Genomic DNA, 15,438 nt, shown 5'->3' with positions numbered 1-15,438 from the left:
CCGGTGCTCAACGAACTGTTCACGCCCTCCGTCCAGCATGCGCTCGACATCGCCGGGATCTTCGTCTTCGCGATCTCCGGCGCACTGCTCGCCGTACGCAAGAACTTCGATGTCTTCGGCATCGCGGTACTCGCCGAGGTGACCGCGCTGGGCGGGGGGCTGTTCCGTGACATCGTCATCGGTGCGGTCCCGCCCGCGGCCTTCACGGACCTCGGCTACTTCACCACCCCGCTCCTCGCCGCCGGCCTGGTGTTCTTCCTGCATCCGCACGTCGAACGGATCCAGGTCGGCGTCAACGTCTTCGACGCGGCCGGCCTCGGGCTGTTCTGCGTCACGGGCACGGTCAAGGCGTACGCCTACGGTCTCGGCCTCACCGCATCGGCGGCCCTGGGGCTGGCCACCGCGGTCGGCGGCGGTGTGCTGCGCGACGTGCTGGCCAACGAGGTGCCTTCGCTGCTGCGCTGGGACCGCGACCTGTACGCGGTGCCTGCGATCGTCGGCGCCACGATGATCGTGCTGTGCATCCGCTTCGGCGTGCTCAACGCCTTCACCAGCGGCGCCGCGGTGATCCTGGCGTTCCTGCTGCGGCTGCTCGCGATGCGCTTCCACTGGCGGGCACCGCGCGCCTACAACCGGCGGTCGGCGACGGCCGAGGAGGGCCCCGCGACCACCTGACATGGTTCTCGCGGCCCGGTCGACGACGTGCGCCGCCGGCATCTTCCGGCCACAAAAAAGCTACCGCTCAGTAATAATATCGGTGTACGGTGCCTCGCATGGCACACGCAGCAGAGCAGGCCGCGCGGACCGCGCAGGCGACCATCGGCGACAGCGAGTTCGACCGCGACACCGCCGTCACCCTTCGAGAAGAAGGCGTCTACGACGCCGAGCTCTCCGCCGGATGGACGATCATCCACGCGGTCAACGGCGGCTATCTGCTCGCCATGCTCGGCCGCGCACTGGGCGAGGCCCTGCCGCACCCGGACCCCTTCTCGGTCTCCGCGCACTACCTCACCGCCTCCGTCCCGGGCCCGGCGGTGATCCGCACCCAGACGGTCCGCACCGGCCGCACCCTCTCCACCGGCCAGGCCTCCCTCTTCCAGTACGCACAGGACGGCACCGAGGTCGAGCGCATCCGGGTGATCGCCACCTACGGTGATCTGGGTGCGCTGTCCGACGAGGTGCGCACCTCGGCGAAGCCGCCGGCCATCCCGCCGCTGGAGCACTGCCTCGGCCCGGCCGACGGTCCGGCCGCGATCCCCGGCAGCTCCGCCATCACCGAGCGGCTCGACATCAAGCTCGACCCGGCGACGGTCGGCTGGGCCGTCGGCGCCCCCTCCGGCAAGGGCGAGATGCGCGGCTGGTTCGGTCTCGCGGACGGCCGCGACGCCGACCCGCTCTCGCTGCTGCTGACCGTCGACGCACTGCCCCCCACCTCGTTCGAGCTGGGCCTCAAGGGCTGGACGCCGACCGTCGAACTCACCACCCACATCCGCTGCCGCCCCGCCCCGGGCCCGCTGCGCGTCTCCATCACCACCCGCAACCTGGCGGGCGGTTACCTGGAGGAGGACGCGGACGTCTGGGACAGCGCGGAGCGGCTGGTGGCCCAGTCCCGCCAACTGGCGCGGGCGCCCCGCGCGTAGCCGTACGGGCACGGCGCACCGGCAGCGCGATGCCGGCGGTTGCGGCTGGACTACCGCTCTCCTTCGGCCCGAACCTCGAAGTGCTCTCCCCGCCGGAGGCGCGGGCCGTGCTCGCCCGTCACGCGGCGGCGGTCGTGGCGCTGTACGCGGAGGCGGATGAGGATCAGGGGCCGACGCCGTGAACGGACGCCGATGCGGGTGGCGTGAGGCACGGCCCAGGGGTGATCGGTACGCCGGTCGAGGCCCACTCGTACGCAGACCCGCCGCTCAGGGTCGGGCGACCTCGCCCAGGACGGTGTCGAGGCGGCCGAGGACATGGGGCCAGCCCTTGCCCATGCCGTCATAAGCCTGTCGGCCCATCGGGGAGTCCAGGTCGAAGCCCGCGTGAGTCAGGACGAGACGGGTGCCCTCGCCTTCCGGCCGCAGCTCCCAGGTGATGGTGGTGTCGAGTGTGCCCTCGGCGAACCGGTAGGCCAGCAAACGCTGCTCGTCCACCTCGGTCACCTCGCAGGGCTGGCTGCCGAAGCCGCCCATGTCGAGGGTGAAACGGTGCCCGACGACGGGCTCGACGTCGCCGGCGGCCCACCAGCGGGCGTGGAGATCGGGGTCGGTCAGGGCCTTCCACACCGCTGCCGGCGGGTGGGGCAGGAACTTCTCGCAGGTGATCGTGTTGCTCTCGGTCATGTCTCGTTGTCCTCGTCCAGGAGATCGGACAGCGCCTCCAGGCGCTGCTTCCAGTAGTGCTCGAACGGATGCAGCCACTCGCTCACCTCGGACAGCCGGGCCGGTTCGAGGTGGTAGAAGCGGTGTCGGCCACGCGGCTCCTCGCGCACCAGTCCGGCGGTACGGAGCACCGCCAGGTGCTCGGAGACCGCGGGCCTCCCGAGCTCGAACATCCCGGCCAGCTCACCTGTGGAGCGGGGTCCCGCACGCAGGCTTTCGAGCAGTCTGCGACGCACCGGGTTGGCCAGCACGCTGAACACGTCGGTAGGCATGGCACCACTATGCGTCGGAAAAATCCGACGCGTCAAATATTTCCGACGCGTTCATGCGGGCCCGGGGCGTGACCTGTCGGATGTGGCGGCGGGATCCTCGCCGGTGCGGGTGATGAGCCGAAGGGCCTCGGTCGTGCCGTCCAGCCAGTGCAGCCTGCCGAGGGTGACGAGTCTCAGCCGACGGCGGGCCACCTCCGCCACTCGCTGCTCGCCGCCCGGCCCCGCGTCCAGCAGGGCCGAGGCCGTGATCACCATGTGGTCGACGTACAGGCCGCCCAGCATCAGCAGGTCCTCGTCGCTCCAGCCCCGGGACTGCGGCTCCTCGGCGAGTGCCGCGGCCACCTCCTCGGCGAAGCCTCGCAGTTGGGCCGCTATGGCCTCGCGGACCGGGCCCACGCCACCGTGCTGCTCACGGGCGATGAAGCGGAAGTGGGCGGGCTGTTCGCGTACATGACGTGTGATCAGCTCCACGCTGCGGTCCAACCGCTCCTCGCTGTCGCCGGTCTCGGCGAGTGTCGCGCCGATCATCCCGTGCAGGCTGCCCAGCGTCTCCTCGACGAGTGCCACGCCGAGTCGGGCGGTGTCGTCGAAGTGCCGGTAGAAGGCGGTGGGTGTGAGTCCCGCGGCCCGGGTCACCTCGCGCAGTCCCAGGCTGCTGAGGCTCTGGTGCTCCAGGAGCCCGAGCGCGGCGTCCAGGAGTGCCTGGCGGGTCCTCAGCTTCTGGGTCCGGCGGATGCCGACGGTGTGACTCATGCCATTCAGTAAACAACTGTTCTCCGGGGTGGGGAAGGAGGCAGCGGTCTAGACTGAGCAGTCAGTGAACAGTCGTACTCTCAAGTGCTCGGGGAGAGCCCGCAGAAAGGCTGAACATGGTCGTCCTCGTCGCCGCCCTGCTCCTGCTCGGAGTCGTACTCGGAGCGGTGGTACAGATTCCGCTCCCGCTCACCTTCGCGCTCGCCGCCGTGATCGGCTGCTGGCTGCTGATCTTCGCCGTACGGGAGTGGCGGGGTGTGCAGCGCGGGCCCCGGTGACCGCCTGTCCGCATTGCCCCCGCATTCCCTACCGGCTGCCGAATGCCCGATCGCCGATCGTCCGATCACGATTGAAGGAGCTCGCACCATGACACTCACCGCATCCGTCCGCCGCCCCGCAGGGAAGCCCGCCGGCGGCACCGGCACCGGCACCGACACCGGCGTCGGCGTCGCTCCCGGCACCGAGATCGGTGACGGGATCCCGCCGGGCGGGCGCACAGGCCGCGCCCGGGACGCCGACGGGCTGGCCGTCGCCTCCTTCGTGCTCGGGCTCGTCGGCCTGCTGGTGATGAACATCCTGCTCGGCCCGGCAGCCATCGTCATGGCGGTCATCGCCCTCGCCCGTTCCACCTCCCGGCGCGGTCGTGCCTTCCTCGGGCTCGCCCTCGGCATCGCCGACCTCGTGGTGCTGGCCCTCCTGGTCATCAGCAACGGAACCGTCTCCTGGAACTTCGCCGGCTGACCGAGGCCGGCCAAAACGGCCGACAGGTCCGGCCGACAGGTCCGGCCGACACGTACGGCCGAGATACGCGGCCCGCACTCGGCAGCCCGGCGCCGACGGCCCGCACCGGCGGTCTCCGTCGGTGCCGTCCCTGACCGGATCGGGCTCCGGATCGGGGCGGGCGATCGAGTGCCCTGCCCGGTGCGCGGGCGCGGGGCTGCGATGCGCCCGGCATACGCCCCACCGAGGGCTCGTAGAATCGAGCCCACCATGGCCTACCTCGACCACGCCTCGACCACGCCGATGCTTCCGGAGGCGATCGCGGCGATGACCGCCCAGCTCGCCGTCACCGGTAACGCGTCCTCACTGCACGCCGCCGGGCGCCGGGCCCGCCGCACCGTCGAGGAGTCGAGAGAGACCCTCGCCGACGCCCTCGGCGCACGCCCCAGCGAGGTGGTCTTCACCTCCGGCGGCACCGAGGCCGACAACCTCGCGGTGAAGGGCCTGTACTGGGCCCGCCGCGCCGCCGACCCCCGTCGCACCCGGGTGCTGGCCAGCCCGGTCGAGCACCACGCGGTGCTGGACGCCGTGGACTGGCTCGCCGGACACGAGGGCGCGCACGTCGAATACCTCCCCGTCGATCAGCATGGACGCGTCCATCCCGACGTACTGCGCGAGGCGATCCTCCGCAACCCCGACGACGTCGCGATGGTCACGGTGATGTGGGCCAACAACGAGATCGGCACGATCATGCCGATACGTGAACTGGCCTCCGTGGCCCGTGAGTTCGACGTACCGATGCATGCCGACGCGGTCCAGGCGTTCGGGCAGCTGGAAGTCGACTTCGCCCGGTCCGGGCTGGCCGCGATGACGGTCAGCGCGCACAAGATCGGCGGACCGTTCGGCATCGGCGCGCTGCTGCTCGGCCGTGCGTACACCCCCGTACCCGTGCTTCACGGTGGCGGCCAGGAGCGGCACGTCCGCTCCGGCACGCTCGACGTGCCCGCCATCGCCGCCTTCGCCCTCGCGGGGCGCCTGGCTGCCGACGGACGCGAGGACTTCGCCCGGGAGATCGGCGGCCTTCGTGACGATCTGGTCGCGGCCGTGCTGGCCGCCGTGCCGGACGCCGTCCTCGGCGGCGACCCGGCCCCGGGCGGCCGACTCCCCGCCAACGCCCACTTCAGTTTCCCCGGCTGCGAGGGCGACTCCCTGCTCCTGCTGCTGGACGCCCAGGGCATCGAATGCTCCACCGGCTCCGCGTGCACCGCCGGAATCGCCCAGCCGAGCCATGTCCTGCTGGCCACCGGCACCGACCCGGACCTGGCCCGGGGCACTCTGCGCTTCTCGCTCGGCCACACGTCCACCAAGCAGGACATCGACGAGGTGGCCCGCGCGATCGGACCGGCGGTGGAGCGGGCACGGACGGCGGGACTCAGCTGAAACGGGGCCCGTCCCCCAGCCGCTCCCTCCTCAGGCGCCGGACGGCTTCGAACGTGCCGCCCGGACCAGCTTCAGATAGCGGTCCCAGTCCCAGTGCTTCCCCGGATCGGTGTGATCCGTGCCCGGCACTTCCGCGTGCCCGATGATGTGCTCGCGGTCCACCGGCATCCCGTACCGCCCGCATATCGCCGCCGCCAGCCGCGCCGACGCCCCGTACATCGCCGCCGTGAAGTCCTGCGGACGGTCCACGAAGCCCTCGTGCTCGATGCCGACGCTGCGTTCGTTGTACGACCTGTTCCCCGCGTGGAACGCCACATCGAGCTCACGGATCATCTGCGTCACATGGCCGTCCTTGCGCACCACGTAGTGCGCCGCCGCCCCGTGCCCCGGGTCCTGGAAGGCCGTCACCGCGCCCCGGTAGCCGCCCTGGGTGACATGGATGACTATTCGGTCGACCGGATAGTCCGCGGGGCGGTCGGCCCGCCGCCAGTTCGCCGGGGACGCCGATATCCATTCGGCCCGCGCGTAGTCCACCTCGCCGGGCGTCCGGGGCTTGTCCACCCCGGGCAGCCGCCACCAGGCGTGCTCCAGCTTCTCCCGCGCCAGTGCGGCCGTGCCCACGGCGGTGACGGCGGCGCCGATCAGCAGCCCGCGCCGGCCGATGCCGTGCCCGGACTTCGCGCCGCCGGAGCTCCCGGCGCCCGATGTCCCCTTGGTCCCCATGTGATCCACAACGCATATCCGCGAGCGTTCGGTTCCCGGCGCCCCGTACTCTGGTGGAGCTATGACTCAGACTTCCCAGCGTCCCCTCCGCGTACTCGCCGCCATGTCGGGCGGTGTCGACTCCGCCGTCGCCGCGGCCCGCGCCGCCGAGGCGGGGCACGACGTGACCGGTGTGCACCTCGCCCTCTCCGCGAACCCGCAGTCCTTCCGCACCGGAGCGCGGGGCTGTTGCACGATCGAGGACTCCCGCGACGCGCGCCGCGCCGCGGACGTCATCGGCATCCCGTTCTACGTCTGGGACCTGGCGGAACGCTTCCGCGAGGACGTCGTGGACGACTTCATCGCCGAGTACGAGGCCGGGCGCACCCCCAACCCGTGCCTGCGTTGCAACGAGAAGATCAAGTTCGCCGCGCTGCTCGACAAGGCCCTCGCGCTCGGTTTCGACGCCGTGTGCACCGGCCACTACGCCACGGTCGTACTGCGTGAGGACGGCAGCCGCGAACTGCACCGTGCCTCCGACATGGCCAAGGACCAGTCGTACGTCCTCGGTGTCCTGGACGAGAAGCAGCTCGCCCACGCGATGTTCCCGCTCGGCGACACCCTCACCACCAAGGACGAGATCCGCGCGGAGGCCGAGCGCCGGGGCCTCGCCGTCGCCAAGAAGCCCGACAGCCACGACATCTGCTTCATCGCCGACGGCGACACCCAGGGCTTCCTCGCGAGCCGGCTCGGTACCGCCGAGGGCGACATCGTCGACGAGTCCGGTACGAAGGTCGGCACCCACGAGGGCGCCTTCGGCTTCACCATCGGCCAGCGCAAGGGATTGCGCATCGGCCACCCCGCCCCGGACGGCAAGCCGCGCTACGTCCTGGACATCTCCCCGGTGAACAACACCGTGACGGTCGGCCCGGTCGAGTCCCTCGACGTCACCGCGCTCACCGCCATCAGGCCCCGCTGGTGTGGCACCGCCCCGGCCGGCCCCGGCACGTACACCGCCCAGCTCCGCGCCCACGGTGGCGAGACCGAGGTGACGGCGGAACTGGTCGGCGGCACGCTGAACGTCACCTTCACCGAGCCGGTGCGGGGCGTGGCCCCCGGCCAGGCGGTCGTGCTCTACGACGGCAGCCGCGTGGTCGGCTCGGCGACGATCGCGGCGACGGTGCGGCGGGAGACCGCGGCGGCGTCGGGCTGACCGGCCCCGGTCCGCCCCGGTCCCGGCCGAACGCCGGGACCGGGACCGCCGGACCGCGGATCAGCGCGGGATCCTGGTCCATTTCTCGTCCTGCGCGCCGTTGCAGGTCCACTGGATCAACTGGGTGCCCTTCGTGGCAGTCGAACCGAGTCCGAGGCACTTACCGGAATAGACGTTCCGCAACTCGTGGGTGGCGGAGTCGTACCACCACTTCTCGTCGACCGCGCCGTTGCAGGTGTACTGGATCAGCCCCGCCCCATCGGCGAGGCTCGAAGCCACTCCCATGCATTTGCCCGAGTACTCGTTGCGGACGAAGTACGCGGGGTTCCCGTTCGAGTCCTTCGTCCCCTCGAACAGCCAGCGTTCGTCCCGGGCGTTCGTGCAGCCCCACTGGATGACGGGATCACCATTGTTGATCTTGTTTCCGCCGCCCGCGCACAACTTGCTGTAGTCGTTGCTCAGGTAGACGGTCCCATCGGCTTCCCTCGGCAGCAACGAGAAGACGACCCGCTTGCCGGTGAGTTCGTTCGTTCCCCACAGGCGCCCGGAGGACGGCGCGTACGACAGGTTCTGCGTGAGACTGGGTGAGCGGGTCAGGACTGTCGGGGCGTAACCGGGTAGCGCCTCGTAGATGCACGAGTATCCGTCACGGGTATCGGGGTCGCCCATGTATCCCGTGGGGCACTGGGCCGACAAGTAGTAGTGCCGGCCGTCCGTGGCAACACCCTGCAACTGGTCGACCGGCGCGGCGTAGGCGGCTGACGCGGTGACCGTGCCCGAGCTGTCGCTCCGGGGCAGGCCGGTGGCCCCGTCCAGGGGCCAGCGGATCACGTTCGCAGTGCGTCCGTCACCGAGCCCCAGGTACTCGCCCGAGACGAGATGGTCGGTGGTGCCGCTGCGGTCCAGGCTCAGCGAACTGAGGCAGGCCCGTTCACCGGGGCAGGCGCGCGGGTGGTCCGCGGAGGTTCCGATGAGATAGCGGCCCACCATGGGCAGGGCCCACTGGTGATACCGGGCCGAGGAGACCCCCTCGAAGATGCCGGTTCTGTCGACCGAGGTGGTGCCCATCTTCCACATGTGCTGGAAGTCGTACACCTGCAGTTCGCCACCGTTGGCCACGAACAGCTTGTTGCCGTACCAGACCACGCCGTCCGCGTGGACCCTCGTCACCGGCTCGAACTGCGCGTTCCCGTAGAAGGGCGACGGCTGCACGAGCATGACGTGACCGTAGGTCCAGGAGCTCCCCGTCGACTCGACGACAGAGATCCGGGCGAGCTTGTCGCGGTCCACGTCCGGGTCCGCGCTGCCGCCATGGCCGAAGTACCAGGAGGCCACGTAGAGATGGTGGCCGTCCACGGTCCCACCGGCGTAGGCGTCGTGCGAAGCCGTCAGCCCCTGCGGGTGCCATCCGCCCGCCGGGTTGTACGCGCTGGTGTTGTCGTCCCCCTCGTCCCAGCAGAAACCGTTGTACTTGAAGGTGCCGTTGAGTCCGGTCGAGTGGCACAGGGCGCGCCCCGTGTGCTGCCGGGACTGAGCAACGTCCAACGGCGTCACCTTGCTCACGGCTCCGGACGCCTCCACATTGCGGATGATGTCGCCGTATTCCTCGAAAGTGGATTTTCCGTCGGTCGTCGTCTCCGAGTCGATGTGCATCCGGAAGCCACCGGCGTCGACCTGTGCGAACGTCCCCGCCGCGGCGGCCGGTTGCACTCCGAGGAGAGTGACCGCCGCGGTGGACAGAGCGACGAGCGCGGCCCACGCCGAACGAATTCTTCTTGATCCCCTGTTGCTTCTCACCGGATGACCCTACTGGCCACGCAGCGCGGCTGAGCAGCGGTGATCCGCATCCCCGGCCGGCGGCCTGCCGGGACGGCGACGCCCCGCGCGGTCACGTCCGACCCCTGTACGGACGTGACCGGGCGGGGTGGATCCTGGGCTCAGGAGGCCTGGTGCGCGTACATGTCACGGGCGAAGAACTCCGCCAGGACGGGCGCGATCGCCTGGGGCGCCAACTCGCGCGTCTGGCCCGTCAGGGTGCGATGACGGGCGCGCGGGAGGGCGTCCGCGAGGGCGCGGGACGACAGCCGGGCCCGTGCGGGGCTGAAGCCGCCGCACACCACCAGGGTGCGCGCCGTGACGGACGCGAACCGCTCGGCCGGGATCGCGCCGTTGCCGAGCAGCGCGTCGTCGTACGCGAGGGTGTGCGCCATCGACACCAGATCGCGCCACAGCGGCGCGCGCCGCATCCGGGCGATCATGTCGGCCGGGACGCCCGTCACGGACAGGAACAGCTCCACGGCCCCGGCGCGGTCCCCGGCGGCCAGCAGCCGGTGCAGCCGGGCCGTGCAGCAGGCCTTGAACCGCTCTCCCGAGGCACCGGGGGTGTAGGGCGGCTCGTACACCGCCAGCAGGTCGACGGGGAGCCCGGCGGCCTGTGCCTCCAGGGCCAGCGCCCCGCCGGCCCCCGTGCCGAAGAGCGAGGCCCGTCCGCCGGCCGCCGCGACGAGCGCGGCCAGGTCCTCGATCTCGCGCTCCACCCGGTACGGCCCGCTGTCGCCGCTGGAGCCGCGACCGCGTCTGTCGTACGTGACCACCTCGAAGTGCGGCGCGAGAAGCCGTGCCAGGGGGGTCTCGGTCACGGCCGTACTCAGAGCCCCGCCGACCAGGATCACCGGCGGCCCTTCACCTCGGCGCCGATACGCGATCAAGGTGCCGTCGCGGGAGAGAATCTTGTCCATGTGAAGGTTGACTGCGATGGCGCGGAAAAGTCATCGCTTCGGCCGTGAATTTTTTTGAGATTCTTCAATTCCCCAGGTCGGAGCGGTGCTTGGCGATCAGTCGGAAACCGTCTCGGTGTCGTAGAAGCAGAAGTGGTCCTTGATCGCGGAGACTTCGGGCTTCGGTTCGGGGTAGGCCCAGACGAGATCGGCCGCGTCCGGCAGCGACCAGTAGGAGGCCTCGCCCTTGAACGGGCAGTGGGTGTGGGTGTCCGAGGCCGTCAGCAGCTCCGTACGGACGTCCTCGGGCGGCACGTAGTAGCGGGCCGGACAGCCCGTCTCGCGCAGCACGAGCGGGCGCCGGCTCTCGGCGAGCACCTGCCCGTCGCGCACCACACGTACATGCTCGGTGCCCGGTTCGACGGTGATGACGTGGCCTTGTGTGGAAGTCATGTCTGGTACAGCCGTCTCGCGGGCCGATTTCTTCCCCTTTCTTCCCCGGCGCCGGCCGGATCTCCACCCGGCTGCCCGGGCGTGTCAGTGGTGGCCTTTACGGTTGCTGCATGAACATCTGTGTTTTCCTCTCCGCCGCCGACCTCGACGACCGCTACACCCGGCCAGCCCGCGAATTCGCCGAGCTGCTCGGCCGGGGCGGACACACACTGGTCTGGGGAGGGTCGGAAAGCGGTCTGATGAAGGTCGTCGCCGACGGCGTGCAGGAATCGGGCGGCCGACTGGTCGGGGTGTCGGTCGGCTTCCTGGCCGCCAAGGCCCGGAGCAACGCGGACGAGATGGTGATCGCGCGCGATCTCGCCGAGCGCAAGGCGCTGCTCCTGGAGAAGGCGGACGCGGTCGTGATCATGGTGGGCGGTACCGGGACGCTCGACGAGGCGACCGAGATCCTGGAGCTGAAGAAGCACGGCAAGCACGACAAGCCGGTCGTCCTGCTCAACACGGCGGGCTTCTACGACGGGCTCCGCCAGCAGTTCCAGCGGATGGAGGACGAGGGCTTCCTGCCCCTCCCGCTGACCGACCTGGTGTTCTTCGCGAAGGACGGCGTGGGCGCCCTGGCCTACCTGGAGGAGTGGTCCGGCCTGCGGTGACGCCATGACGGGTGAGATCATGGCGGGATGTCCACTCATGTCATCACCGGCGCCGGCTCCGGCATCGGCGCAGCCGTCACCCGTCGTCTACTGGAGCGCGGCGACGAGACCGTGCTGCTGGCCCGTGACGCAGGCCGCGCGAAGGAGCTGGCCGCGCTCCACCCCGGCGCCCGTACGCTCGTCGGTGACCTCTCCAACCCGGACCGGCTCTCCTGGGCGTTCGCCCAGCAGGCGATGCCGGAGCGGGTCGACTCGCTGTTGCACGTCGCGGGCGTCGTCGAGCTCGGCAAGGTCGGTGACCTCACGCCCAAGGCGTGGCACTTCCAGCTCAACACCAACCTGGTCGCACCCGCCGAGCTGACCAGGCTCTTCCTGCCGCAACTGCGCGTCTCCCAGGGCCATGTGCTCTTCGTGAACTCGGGTGCAGGCCTCGCCGCGCACGCCGAGTGGAGCGCGTACGCCGCGAGCAAGCACGGCCTGAAGGCGCTCGCCGACTCGCTGCGTCAGGAGGAGCACGCCAACGGCGTCCGGGTGACCTCCGTCTACCCGGGGCGCACCGCCAGCCCCATGCAGGCCAAGGTCCACCAGCAGGAGGGCAAGGAGTACGACGCCTCCCGCTGGATCGACCCGGAGTCGATCGCCACCACCATCCTGATGGCCATCGACCTCCCGCGCGACGCGGAGGTCAACGACCTCACGGTGCGCCCCGGGCGCTGACACCACCGACCGGACGGGCCGGGCACGGCCTTAGGCTTCCCACGTGAGCGAGAAGAGCAAGTTCAGCGGGTGCCCGGCCACCGGAATCGGTTCCATGCCCGGGGGAGACGCACGGGAGACGGCGAAGACCGTCACCGGGTCCTTCGGGGGCGGCGAGGGCCTGCCGCATCTGGCGGAACTGCCGGCCCGCGGGCCCGGTGCGGACATGATCGGGCGGACCATCGGGCTCCTCGTCGACCTGTACGGGCATGTCGAGCCCAGCGGCTGGCGGATCAGCGACCGGCCCGGACGCGACACCCGCCGGGCCAGGTCCTGGCTCGGCGAGGACCTCGACGCACTGGAGGAGTTCACCCAGGGCTACGAGGGGCCGCTCAAGGTCCAGGCCGTCGGGCCCTGGACCCTGGCCGCCGCGCTGGAACGGCGGGGCGGCGAGGCCGCGCTCGGTGACCCGGGGGCCTGCCGGGACCTGGCGGGCTCACTGGCCGAGGGGCTCCGCGACCACCTCTGCGAGGTACGGCGCAGGGTGCCCGGCGCCGAGGTGATCCTCCAGCTCGACGAACCGTCACTGACCGCCGTACTGCGCGGACGGATCAGGACGGCGAGCGGGTACCGCACCCACCGGGCCGTCGACCGCCAGGTCGTGGAAGGCACCCTGCGCGATGTCCTGGCCGCGGGCGGGGACGGGGCGACGGTGGTGCACACCTGCGCGCCCGAGGTGCCGTTCGGACTGTTGCGCCGGGCGGGGGCCGACGGCATCTCCTTCGACTTCTCGTTGCTCACCGAGCGTGAGGAGGACGCGATCGGGGAAGCGGTCGAGGGCGGCACCCAGCTCTTCCTCGGGGTGGTGCCGGGCACCGACCCGGCCTCGGGCGCATTGTCCGACCCGGGAGGTAGCGTCATGGGTGTCAGGACGCTGTGGCGCAGGCTGGGGCTGAATCCGGGGACGCTGTCGCAGTCCGTGGTGATCACCCCTTCGTGCGGGCTCGCGGGTGCCTCGCCCGCGTACGCGCGTGCCGCGCTCGCCCACTGCGTCCGGGCCGCGAGATCGCTCGCAGACAACCCTGAGTAACGGGGCAACGGGTAACGGGAGGACGAGACGATGGCCGGCGAACAGCAGATGGCAGTGCCCGCACGGGCCCGGGAGCAGCACGCGCTCCTGGCCGAGCAGATCGAGGAGCACCGCTTCCGGTACTACGTGAACGACCAGCCGGTCGTGAGCGATGCCGAGTTCGACCGGCTGATGCGTGAGCTGGAGGCCCTGGAGGAGACGTATCCGCAGCTGCGTACGCCGGATTCGCCGACGCAGAAGGTCGCGGGGCCGTACCAGACGCAGTTCACCTCCGTCGAGCACCGCGAGCGGATGCTCTCACTGGACAACGCCTTCAGCGACGTCGAGTTGGCGTCCTGGGGCGAGCGGATCGCCAAGGACGTCGGCACCACCGACTACCACTTCCTGTGCGAGCTGAAGGTCGACGGTCTCGCGGTCAACCTCACCTACGAGCACGGGCGGCTGACCCGGGCGGCGACCCGTGGCGACGGCCGCACCGGCGAGGACATCACCCCCAATGTCCGCACGATCGCCGAGATCCCGCACCGGCTGAAGGGCGACCGCGTCCCGGCGCTGGTCGAGATCCGCGGCGAGGTCTTCTTCCCGATGGAAGCCTTCGAGGAGCTCAACGCCCGGCTCGTCGAGGCCGAGGACAAGCCCTTCGCCAACCCGCGCAACGCGGCGGCCGGTTCGCTGCGCCAGAAGGACCCGAAGGTCACCGCCACCCGCCCGCTGCACATGGTGGTGCACGGCATCGGCGCCCGCGAAGGCTTCGACATCGACTGCCTCTCGCACGCCTACGAGCTGCTCCATGAGTGGGGTCTGCCCACCGCCAGGCACAACAAGGTGGTGGCCTCCCTGGACGAGGTACGGGAATTCATCGCGTACTTCGGCGAGAACCGGCACTCCGTGGAGCACGAGATCGACGGCGTCGTCGTCAAGCTGGACGAGATCCCGCTCCAGGGCCGACTGGGCTCCACCTCGCGCGCACCGCGCTGGGCGATCGCGTGGAAGTACCCGCCGGAGGAGGTCAACACCAAGCTGGTCAACATCCGGGTCGGCGTCGGACGCACCGGGCGGGTCACGCCGTACGCGCAGGTCGAGCCGGTCGAGGTGGCGGGTTCCGAGGTCGAGTTCGCCACCCTGCACAACCAGAACGTGGTGAAGGCGAAGGGCGTCCTCATCGGGGACACGGTGGTGCTCCGCAAGGCCGGCGACGTGATCCCGGAGATCCTCGGTCCGGTCGTCGATCTGCGCGACGGCACCGAGCGGGCGTTCGTGATGCCGACGCACTGTCCCGAGTGCGGCACGGAGCTGCGGCCCATGAAGGAGGCCGACATCGATGTCCGCTGCCCCAACGCGCGTTCCTGCCCTGCACAGTTGCGCGAGCGCGTCGCCTATCTCGCGGGTCGTAAGAGCCTCGACATCGATCACTTCGGCTATGTCGCGGCAGCGGCTCTGACGAAGCCCTTGGAGCCCGCCGAGCCACCGCTGCGCGACGAGGGCGATCTCTTCGGTCTGACCGTCGAGCAGTTGCTGCCGATCCGGGCCTATGTCCTGGACCAGGACAGCGGGTTGCCCAAGCGCGACCCGAAGACCGGCGAGGAGAAGACCGCGTGGGTCTTCGCCAACCAGCAGGGCGAGCCGAAGAAGAACGCCCTCGCCATGCTCGACGCCGTGGCCGCGGCCAAGGAAGCCCCGTTGGCCCGGATTCTCACCGGCCTCTCCATCCGTCATGTGGGCCCGATCGCGGCCCAGGAACTGGCCCGTCAGTTCCGCTCCATCGACCGGATCGACGAGGCGTCCGAGAAGGAACTGGCCGAGGCCGACGGGGTCGGTTCCATCATCGCCGCCTCGGTGAAGCAGTGGTTCGCCGAGGACTGGCACCGGGAGATCCTGCGCAAGTGGCGGGAGGCCGGAGTCCGGATGGAGGACGAGGGGTCGCGGGAGGACGTGGGTCCGCGCCCGCTCGAAGGCCTCACCGTCGTCGTCACCGGCACGCTGTCCGGACACACCAGGGACGGCGCGAAAGACGCGCTCCAGAGCCGGGGGGCGAAGGTGACGGGATCCGTCTCGAAGAAAACCTCCTTCGTGGTCGTCGGTGACAACCCCGGTTCGAAGTACGACAAGGCGATGCAACTGAAGGTGCCCGTGCTGGACGAGGGCGGTTTCGCCGTGCTGCTCGAAGAGGGGCCGGACGCGGCGCGCGCCGCGGCCGTGACTGTCGGGGAACCTGCGGAATAGGACAGATCCCTGACCGAAAATAGGCGGAATATGGCGGGATCTTCGCGGAAGAATTAACACAATGGGACAGATCCCCGTCGAAGAACCCCACATCGTGATCGATCAATGGGCGAACAGTGAACAAGGGTGCACAGAAAGGGTGTAGG

At 70.3% G+C, this 15,438-nt stretch carries 18 protein-coding genes; 11 read left to right on the top strand and 7 right to left on the bottom strand.

Going from position 1 to position 15,438, the window contains the following annotated elements:
* The first annotated feature begins 3 nt into the window (after positions 1-3).
* The 3 genes from ACF1B9_RS28370 to ACF1B9_RS28360 all read left to right on the top strand — a co-directional run bounded on the left by ACF1B9_RS28370 (position 4) and on the right by ACF1B9_RS28360 (position 1,822).
* On the top strand, positions 4-675 hold the full coding sequence (locus ACF1B9_RS28370; protein ID WP_391742695.1) for a trimeric intracellular cation channel family protein: 672 nt from the start codon (positions 4-6) through the stop codon (positions 673-675).
* 98 nt (positions 676-773) lie between these two features.
* A complete protein-coding gene (locus ACF1B9_RS28365; RefSeq protein WP_391742697.1) occupies positions 774-1,640 on the top strand; it encodes a thioesterase family protein in 867 nt (288 codons plus the stop codon).
* Positions 1,641-1,669: 29 nt separating this feature from the next.
* Positions 1,670-1,822 (top strand): hypothetical protein, encoded by a 153-nt coding sequence (locus ACF1B9_RS28360; protein WP_391742699.1) that lies wholly within the window; start codon positions 1,670-1,672, stop codon positions 1,820-1,822.
* An 85-nt stretch (positions 1,823-1,907) separates the two neighbouring features.
* On the opposite strand, the gene ACF1B9_RS28355 is transcribed toward ACF1B9_RS28360, so the two are convergent.
* Genes ACF1B9_RS28355 through ACF1B9_RS28345 form a run of 3 tightly spaced genes read right to left on the bottom strand, consistent with a single transcriptional unit; the run spans position 1,908 to position 3,388 of the window.
* The gene (locus ACF1B9_RS28355) at positions 1,908-2,324 is read right to left on the bottom strand and encodes an SRPBCC domain-containing protein (protein ID WP_391742700.1); all 417 of its coding nucleotides are present in this window, start codon (positions 2,322-2,324) and stop codon (positions 1,908-1,910) included.
* The gene (locus ACF1B9_RS28350) at positions 2,321-2,635 is read right to left on the bottom strand and encodes an ArsR/SmtB family transcription factor (protein ID WP_391742701.1); all 315 of its coding nucleotides are present in this window, start codon (positions 2,633-2,635) and stop codon (positions 2,321-2,323) included. Before ACF1B9_RS28350 ends, ACF1B9_RS28355 begins: the two co-directional genes overlap by 4 nt.
* Positions 2,636-2,686: 51 nt before the next feature.
* Entirely contained in the window at positions 2,687-3,388 is a 702-nt protein-coding gene (locus ACF1B9_RS28345) for a TetR family transcriptional regulator (RefSeq protein ID WP_391742702.1), read from the bottom strand.
* Between the two features lie 116 nt (positions 3,389-3,504).
* On the opposite strand from ACF1B9_RS28345, the gene ACF1B9_RS28340 reads away from it, so the two are divergent.
* The 3 genes from ACF1B9_RS28340 (at position 3,505) to ACF1B9_RS28330 (ending at position 5,548) form a co-directional block, all read left to right on the top strand.
* The gene (locus tag ACF1B9_RS28340) at positions 3,505-3,666 is read left to right on the top strand and encodes a hypothetical protein (RefSeq protein ID WP_391742704.1); all 162 of its coding nucleotides are present in this window, start codon (positions 3,505-3,507) and stop codon (positions 3,664-3,666) included.
* An 88-nt stretch (positions 3,667-3,754) separates the two neighbouring features.
* Positions 3,755-4,129 carry a DUF4190 domain-containing protein gene (locus ACF1B9_RS28335; RefSeq protein WP_391742705.1) on the top strand — a complete coding sequence of 125 codons (375 nt, stop codon included), beginning with the start codon at positions 3,755-3,757 and terminating at the stop codon, positions 4,127-4,129.
* Between the two features lie 249 nt (positions 4,130-4,378).
* Positions 4,379-5,548 carry a cysteine desulfurase family protein gene (locus ACF1B9_RS28330; RefSeq protein WP_391742706.1) on the top strand — a complete coding sequence of 390 codons (1,170 nt, stop codon included), beginning with the start codon at positions 4,379-4,381 and terminating at the stop codon, positions 5,546-5,548.
* Between the two features lie 30 nt (positions 5,549-5,578).
* Here the strand turns inward: ACF1B9_RS28330 and ACF1B9_RS28325 are convergent, their stop codons facing one another.
* Entirely contained in the window at positions 5,579-6,271 is a 693-nt protein-coding gene (locus tag ACF1B9_RS28325; protein ID WP_391742707.1) for an N-acetylmuramoyl-L-alanine amidase, read from the bottom strand.
* A gap of 61 nt (positions 6,272-6,332) precedes the next feature.
* Here ACF1B9_RS28325 and mnmA point away from each other — a divergent pair, with 61 nt between their 5' ends.
* Entirely contained in the window at positions 6,333-7,463 is a 1,131-nt protein-coding gene (gene mnmA / locus ACF1B9_RS28320; protein WP_391742709.1) for a tRNA 2-thiouridine(34) synthase MnmA, read from the top strand.
* 60 nt (positions 7,464-7,523) lie between these two features.
* On the opposite strand, the gene ACF1B9_RS28315 is transcribed toward mnmA, so the two are convergent.
* The 3 genes from ACF1B9_RS28315 to ACF1B9_RS28305 form a co-directional block, all read right to left on the bottom strand.
* Entirely contained in the window at positions 7,524-9,260 is a 1,737-nt protein-coding gene (locus ACF1B9_RS28315) for an RICIN domain-containing protein (RefSeq protein ID WP_391742711.1), read from the bottom strand.
* 140 nt (positions 9,261-9,400) lie between these two features.
* Positions 9,401-10,201 carry an alpha/beta fold hydrolase gene (locus ACF1B9_RS28310; protein ID WP_391742713.1) on the bottom strand — a complete coding sequence of 267 codons (801 nt, stop codon included), beginning with the start codon at positions 10,199-10,201 and terminating at the stop codon, positions 9,401-9,403.
* A 96-nt stretch (positions 10,202-10,297) separates the two neighbouring features.
* A complete protein-coding gene (locus tag ACF1B9_RS28305) occupies positions 10,298-10,633 on the bottom strand; it encodes a DUF427 domain-containing protein (protein WP_391742715.1) in 336 nt (111 codons plus the stop codon).
* 110 nt (positions 10,634-10,743) lie between these two features.
* Between ACF1B9_RS28305 and ACF1B9_RS28300 the strand changes: the two genes are divergently transcribed.
* Genes ACF1B9_RS28300 through ligA form a run of 4 tightly spaced genes read left to right on the top strand, consistent with a single transcriptional unit; the run spans position 10,744 to position 15,292 of the window.
* Positions 10,744-11,283: a TIGR00730 family Rossman fold protein gene (locus ACF1B9_RS28300; RefSeq protein WP_391742716.1), complete on the top strand. Its 540-nt coding sequence runs from the start codon at positions 10,744-10,746 to the stop codon at positions 11,281-11,283.
* A 27-nt stretch (positions 11,284-11,310) separates the two neighbouring features.
* Entirely contained in the window at positions 11,311-12,000 is a 690-nt protein-coding gene (locus ACF1B9_RS28295; RefSeq protein WP_391742717.1) for an SDR family oxidoreductase, read from the top strand.
* 43 nt (positions 12,001-12,043) lie between these two features.
* Positions 12,044-13,069, top strand: a complete 1,026-nt coding sequence (locus ACF1B9_RS28290) for a methionine synthase (protein ID WP_391742718.1) — start codon at positions 12,044-12,046, stop codon at positions 13,067-13,069.
* A gap of 30 nt (positions 13,070-13,099) precedes the next feature.
* On the top strand, positions 13,100-15,292 hold the full coding sequence (gene ligA, locus ACF1B9_RS28285; RefSeq protein WP_391742719.1) for an NAD-dependent DNA ligase LigA: 2,193 nt from the start codon (positions 13,100-13,102) through the stop codon (positions 15,290-15,292).
* The last annotated feature ends 146 nt before the right edge of the window (positions 15,293-15,438 follow it).

The organism is Streptomyces sp. NPDC014727 (assembly GCF_043083485.1).
Classification (GTDB): Bacteria; Actinomycetota; Actinomycetes; order Streptomycetales; family Streptomycetaceae; genus Streptomyces.
The sequence above is the reverse complement of the archived record's forward strand: the minus strand, read 5'-3'. Positions and strand labels throughout refer to the sequence as shown.

Coding starts and splice junctions, on each gene's coding strand:
- ACF1B9_RS28325 (WP_391742707.1), bottom strand. CDS start 6,271: ATGGGGACCAAGGGGACATCGGGCGCCGGGAGCTCCGGCGGCGCGAAG.
- ACF1B9_RS28355 (WP_391742700.1), bottom strand. CDS start 2,324: ATGACCGAGAGCAACACGATCACCTGCGAGAAGTTCCTGCCCCACCCG.
- ACF1B9_RS28330 (WP_391742706.1), top strand. CDS start 4,379: ATGGCCTACCTCGACCACGCCTCGACCACGCCGATGCTTCCGGAGGCG.
- ACF1B9_RS28365 (WP_391742697.1), top strand. CDS start 774: ATGGCACACGCAGCAGAGCAGGCCGCGCGGACCGCGCAGGCGACCATC.
- ACF1B9_RS28340 (WP_391742704.1), top strand. CDS start 3,505: ATGGTCGTCCTCGTCGCCGCCCTGCTCCTGCTCGGAGTCGTACTCGGA.
- ACF1B9_RS28335 (WP_391742705.1), top strand. CDS start 3,755: ATGACACTCACCGCATCCGTCCGCCGCCCCGCAGGGAAGCCCGCCGGC.
- ligA (WP_391742719.1), top strand. CDS start 13,100: ATGGCCGGCGAACAGCAGATGGCAGTGCCCGCACGGGCCCGGGAGCAG.
- ACF1B9_RS28350 (WP_391742701.1), bottom strand. CDS start 2,635: ATGCCTACCGACGTGTTCAGCGTGCTGGCCAACCCGGTGCGTCGCAGA.
- ACF1B9_RS28305 (WP_391742715.1), bottom strand. CDS start 10,633: ATGACTTCCACACAAGGCCACGTCATCACCGTCGAACCGGGCACCGAG.
- ACF1B9_RS28345 (WP_391742702.1), bottom strand. CDS start 3,388: ATGAGTCACACCGTCGGCATCCGCCGGACCCAGAAGCTGAGGACCCGC.
- ACF1B9_RS28310 (WP_391742713.1), bottom strand. CDS start 10,201: ATGGACAAGATTCTCTCCCGCGACGGCACCTTGATCGCGTATCGGCGC.
- ACF1B9_RS28295 (WP_391742717.1), top strand. CDS start 11,311: ATGTCCACTCATGTCATCACCGGCGCCGGCTCCGGCATCGGCGCAGCC.
- mnmA (WP_391742709.1), top strand. CDS start 6,333: ATGACTCAGACTTCCCAGCGTCCCCTCCGCGTACTCGCCGCCATGTCG.
- ACF1B9_RS28300 (WP_391742716.1), top strand. CDS start 10,744: ATGAACATCTGTGTTTTCCTCTCCGCCGCCGACCTCGACGACCGCTAC.
- ACF1B9_RS28360 (WP_391742699.1), top strand. CDS start 1,670: ATGCCGGCGGTTGCGGCTGGACTACCGCTCTCCTTCGGCCCGAACCTC.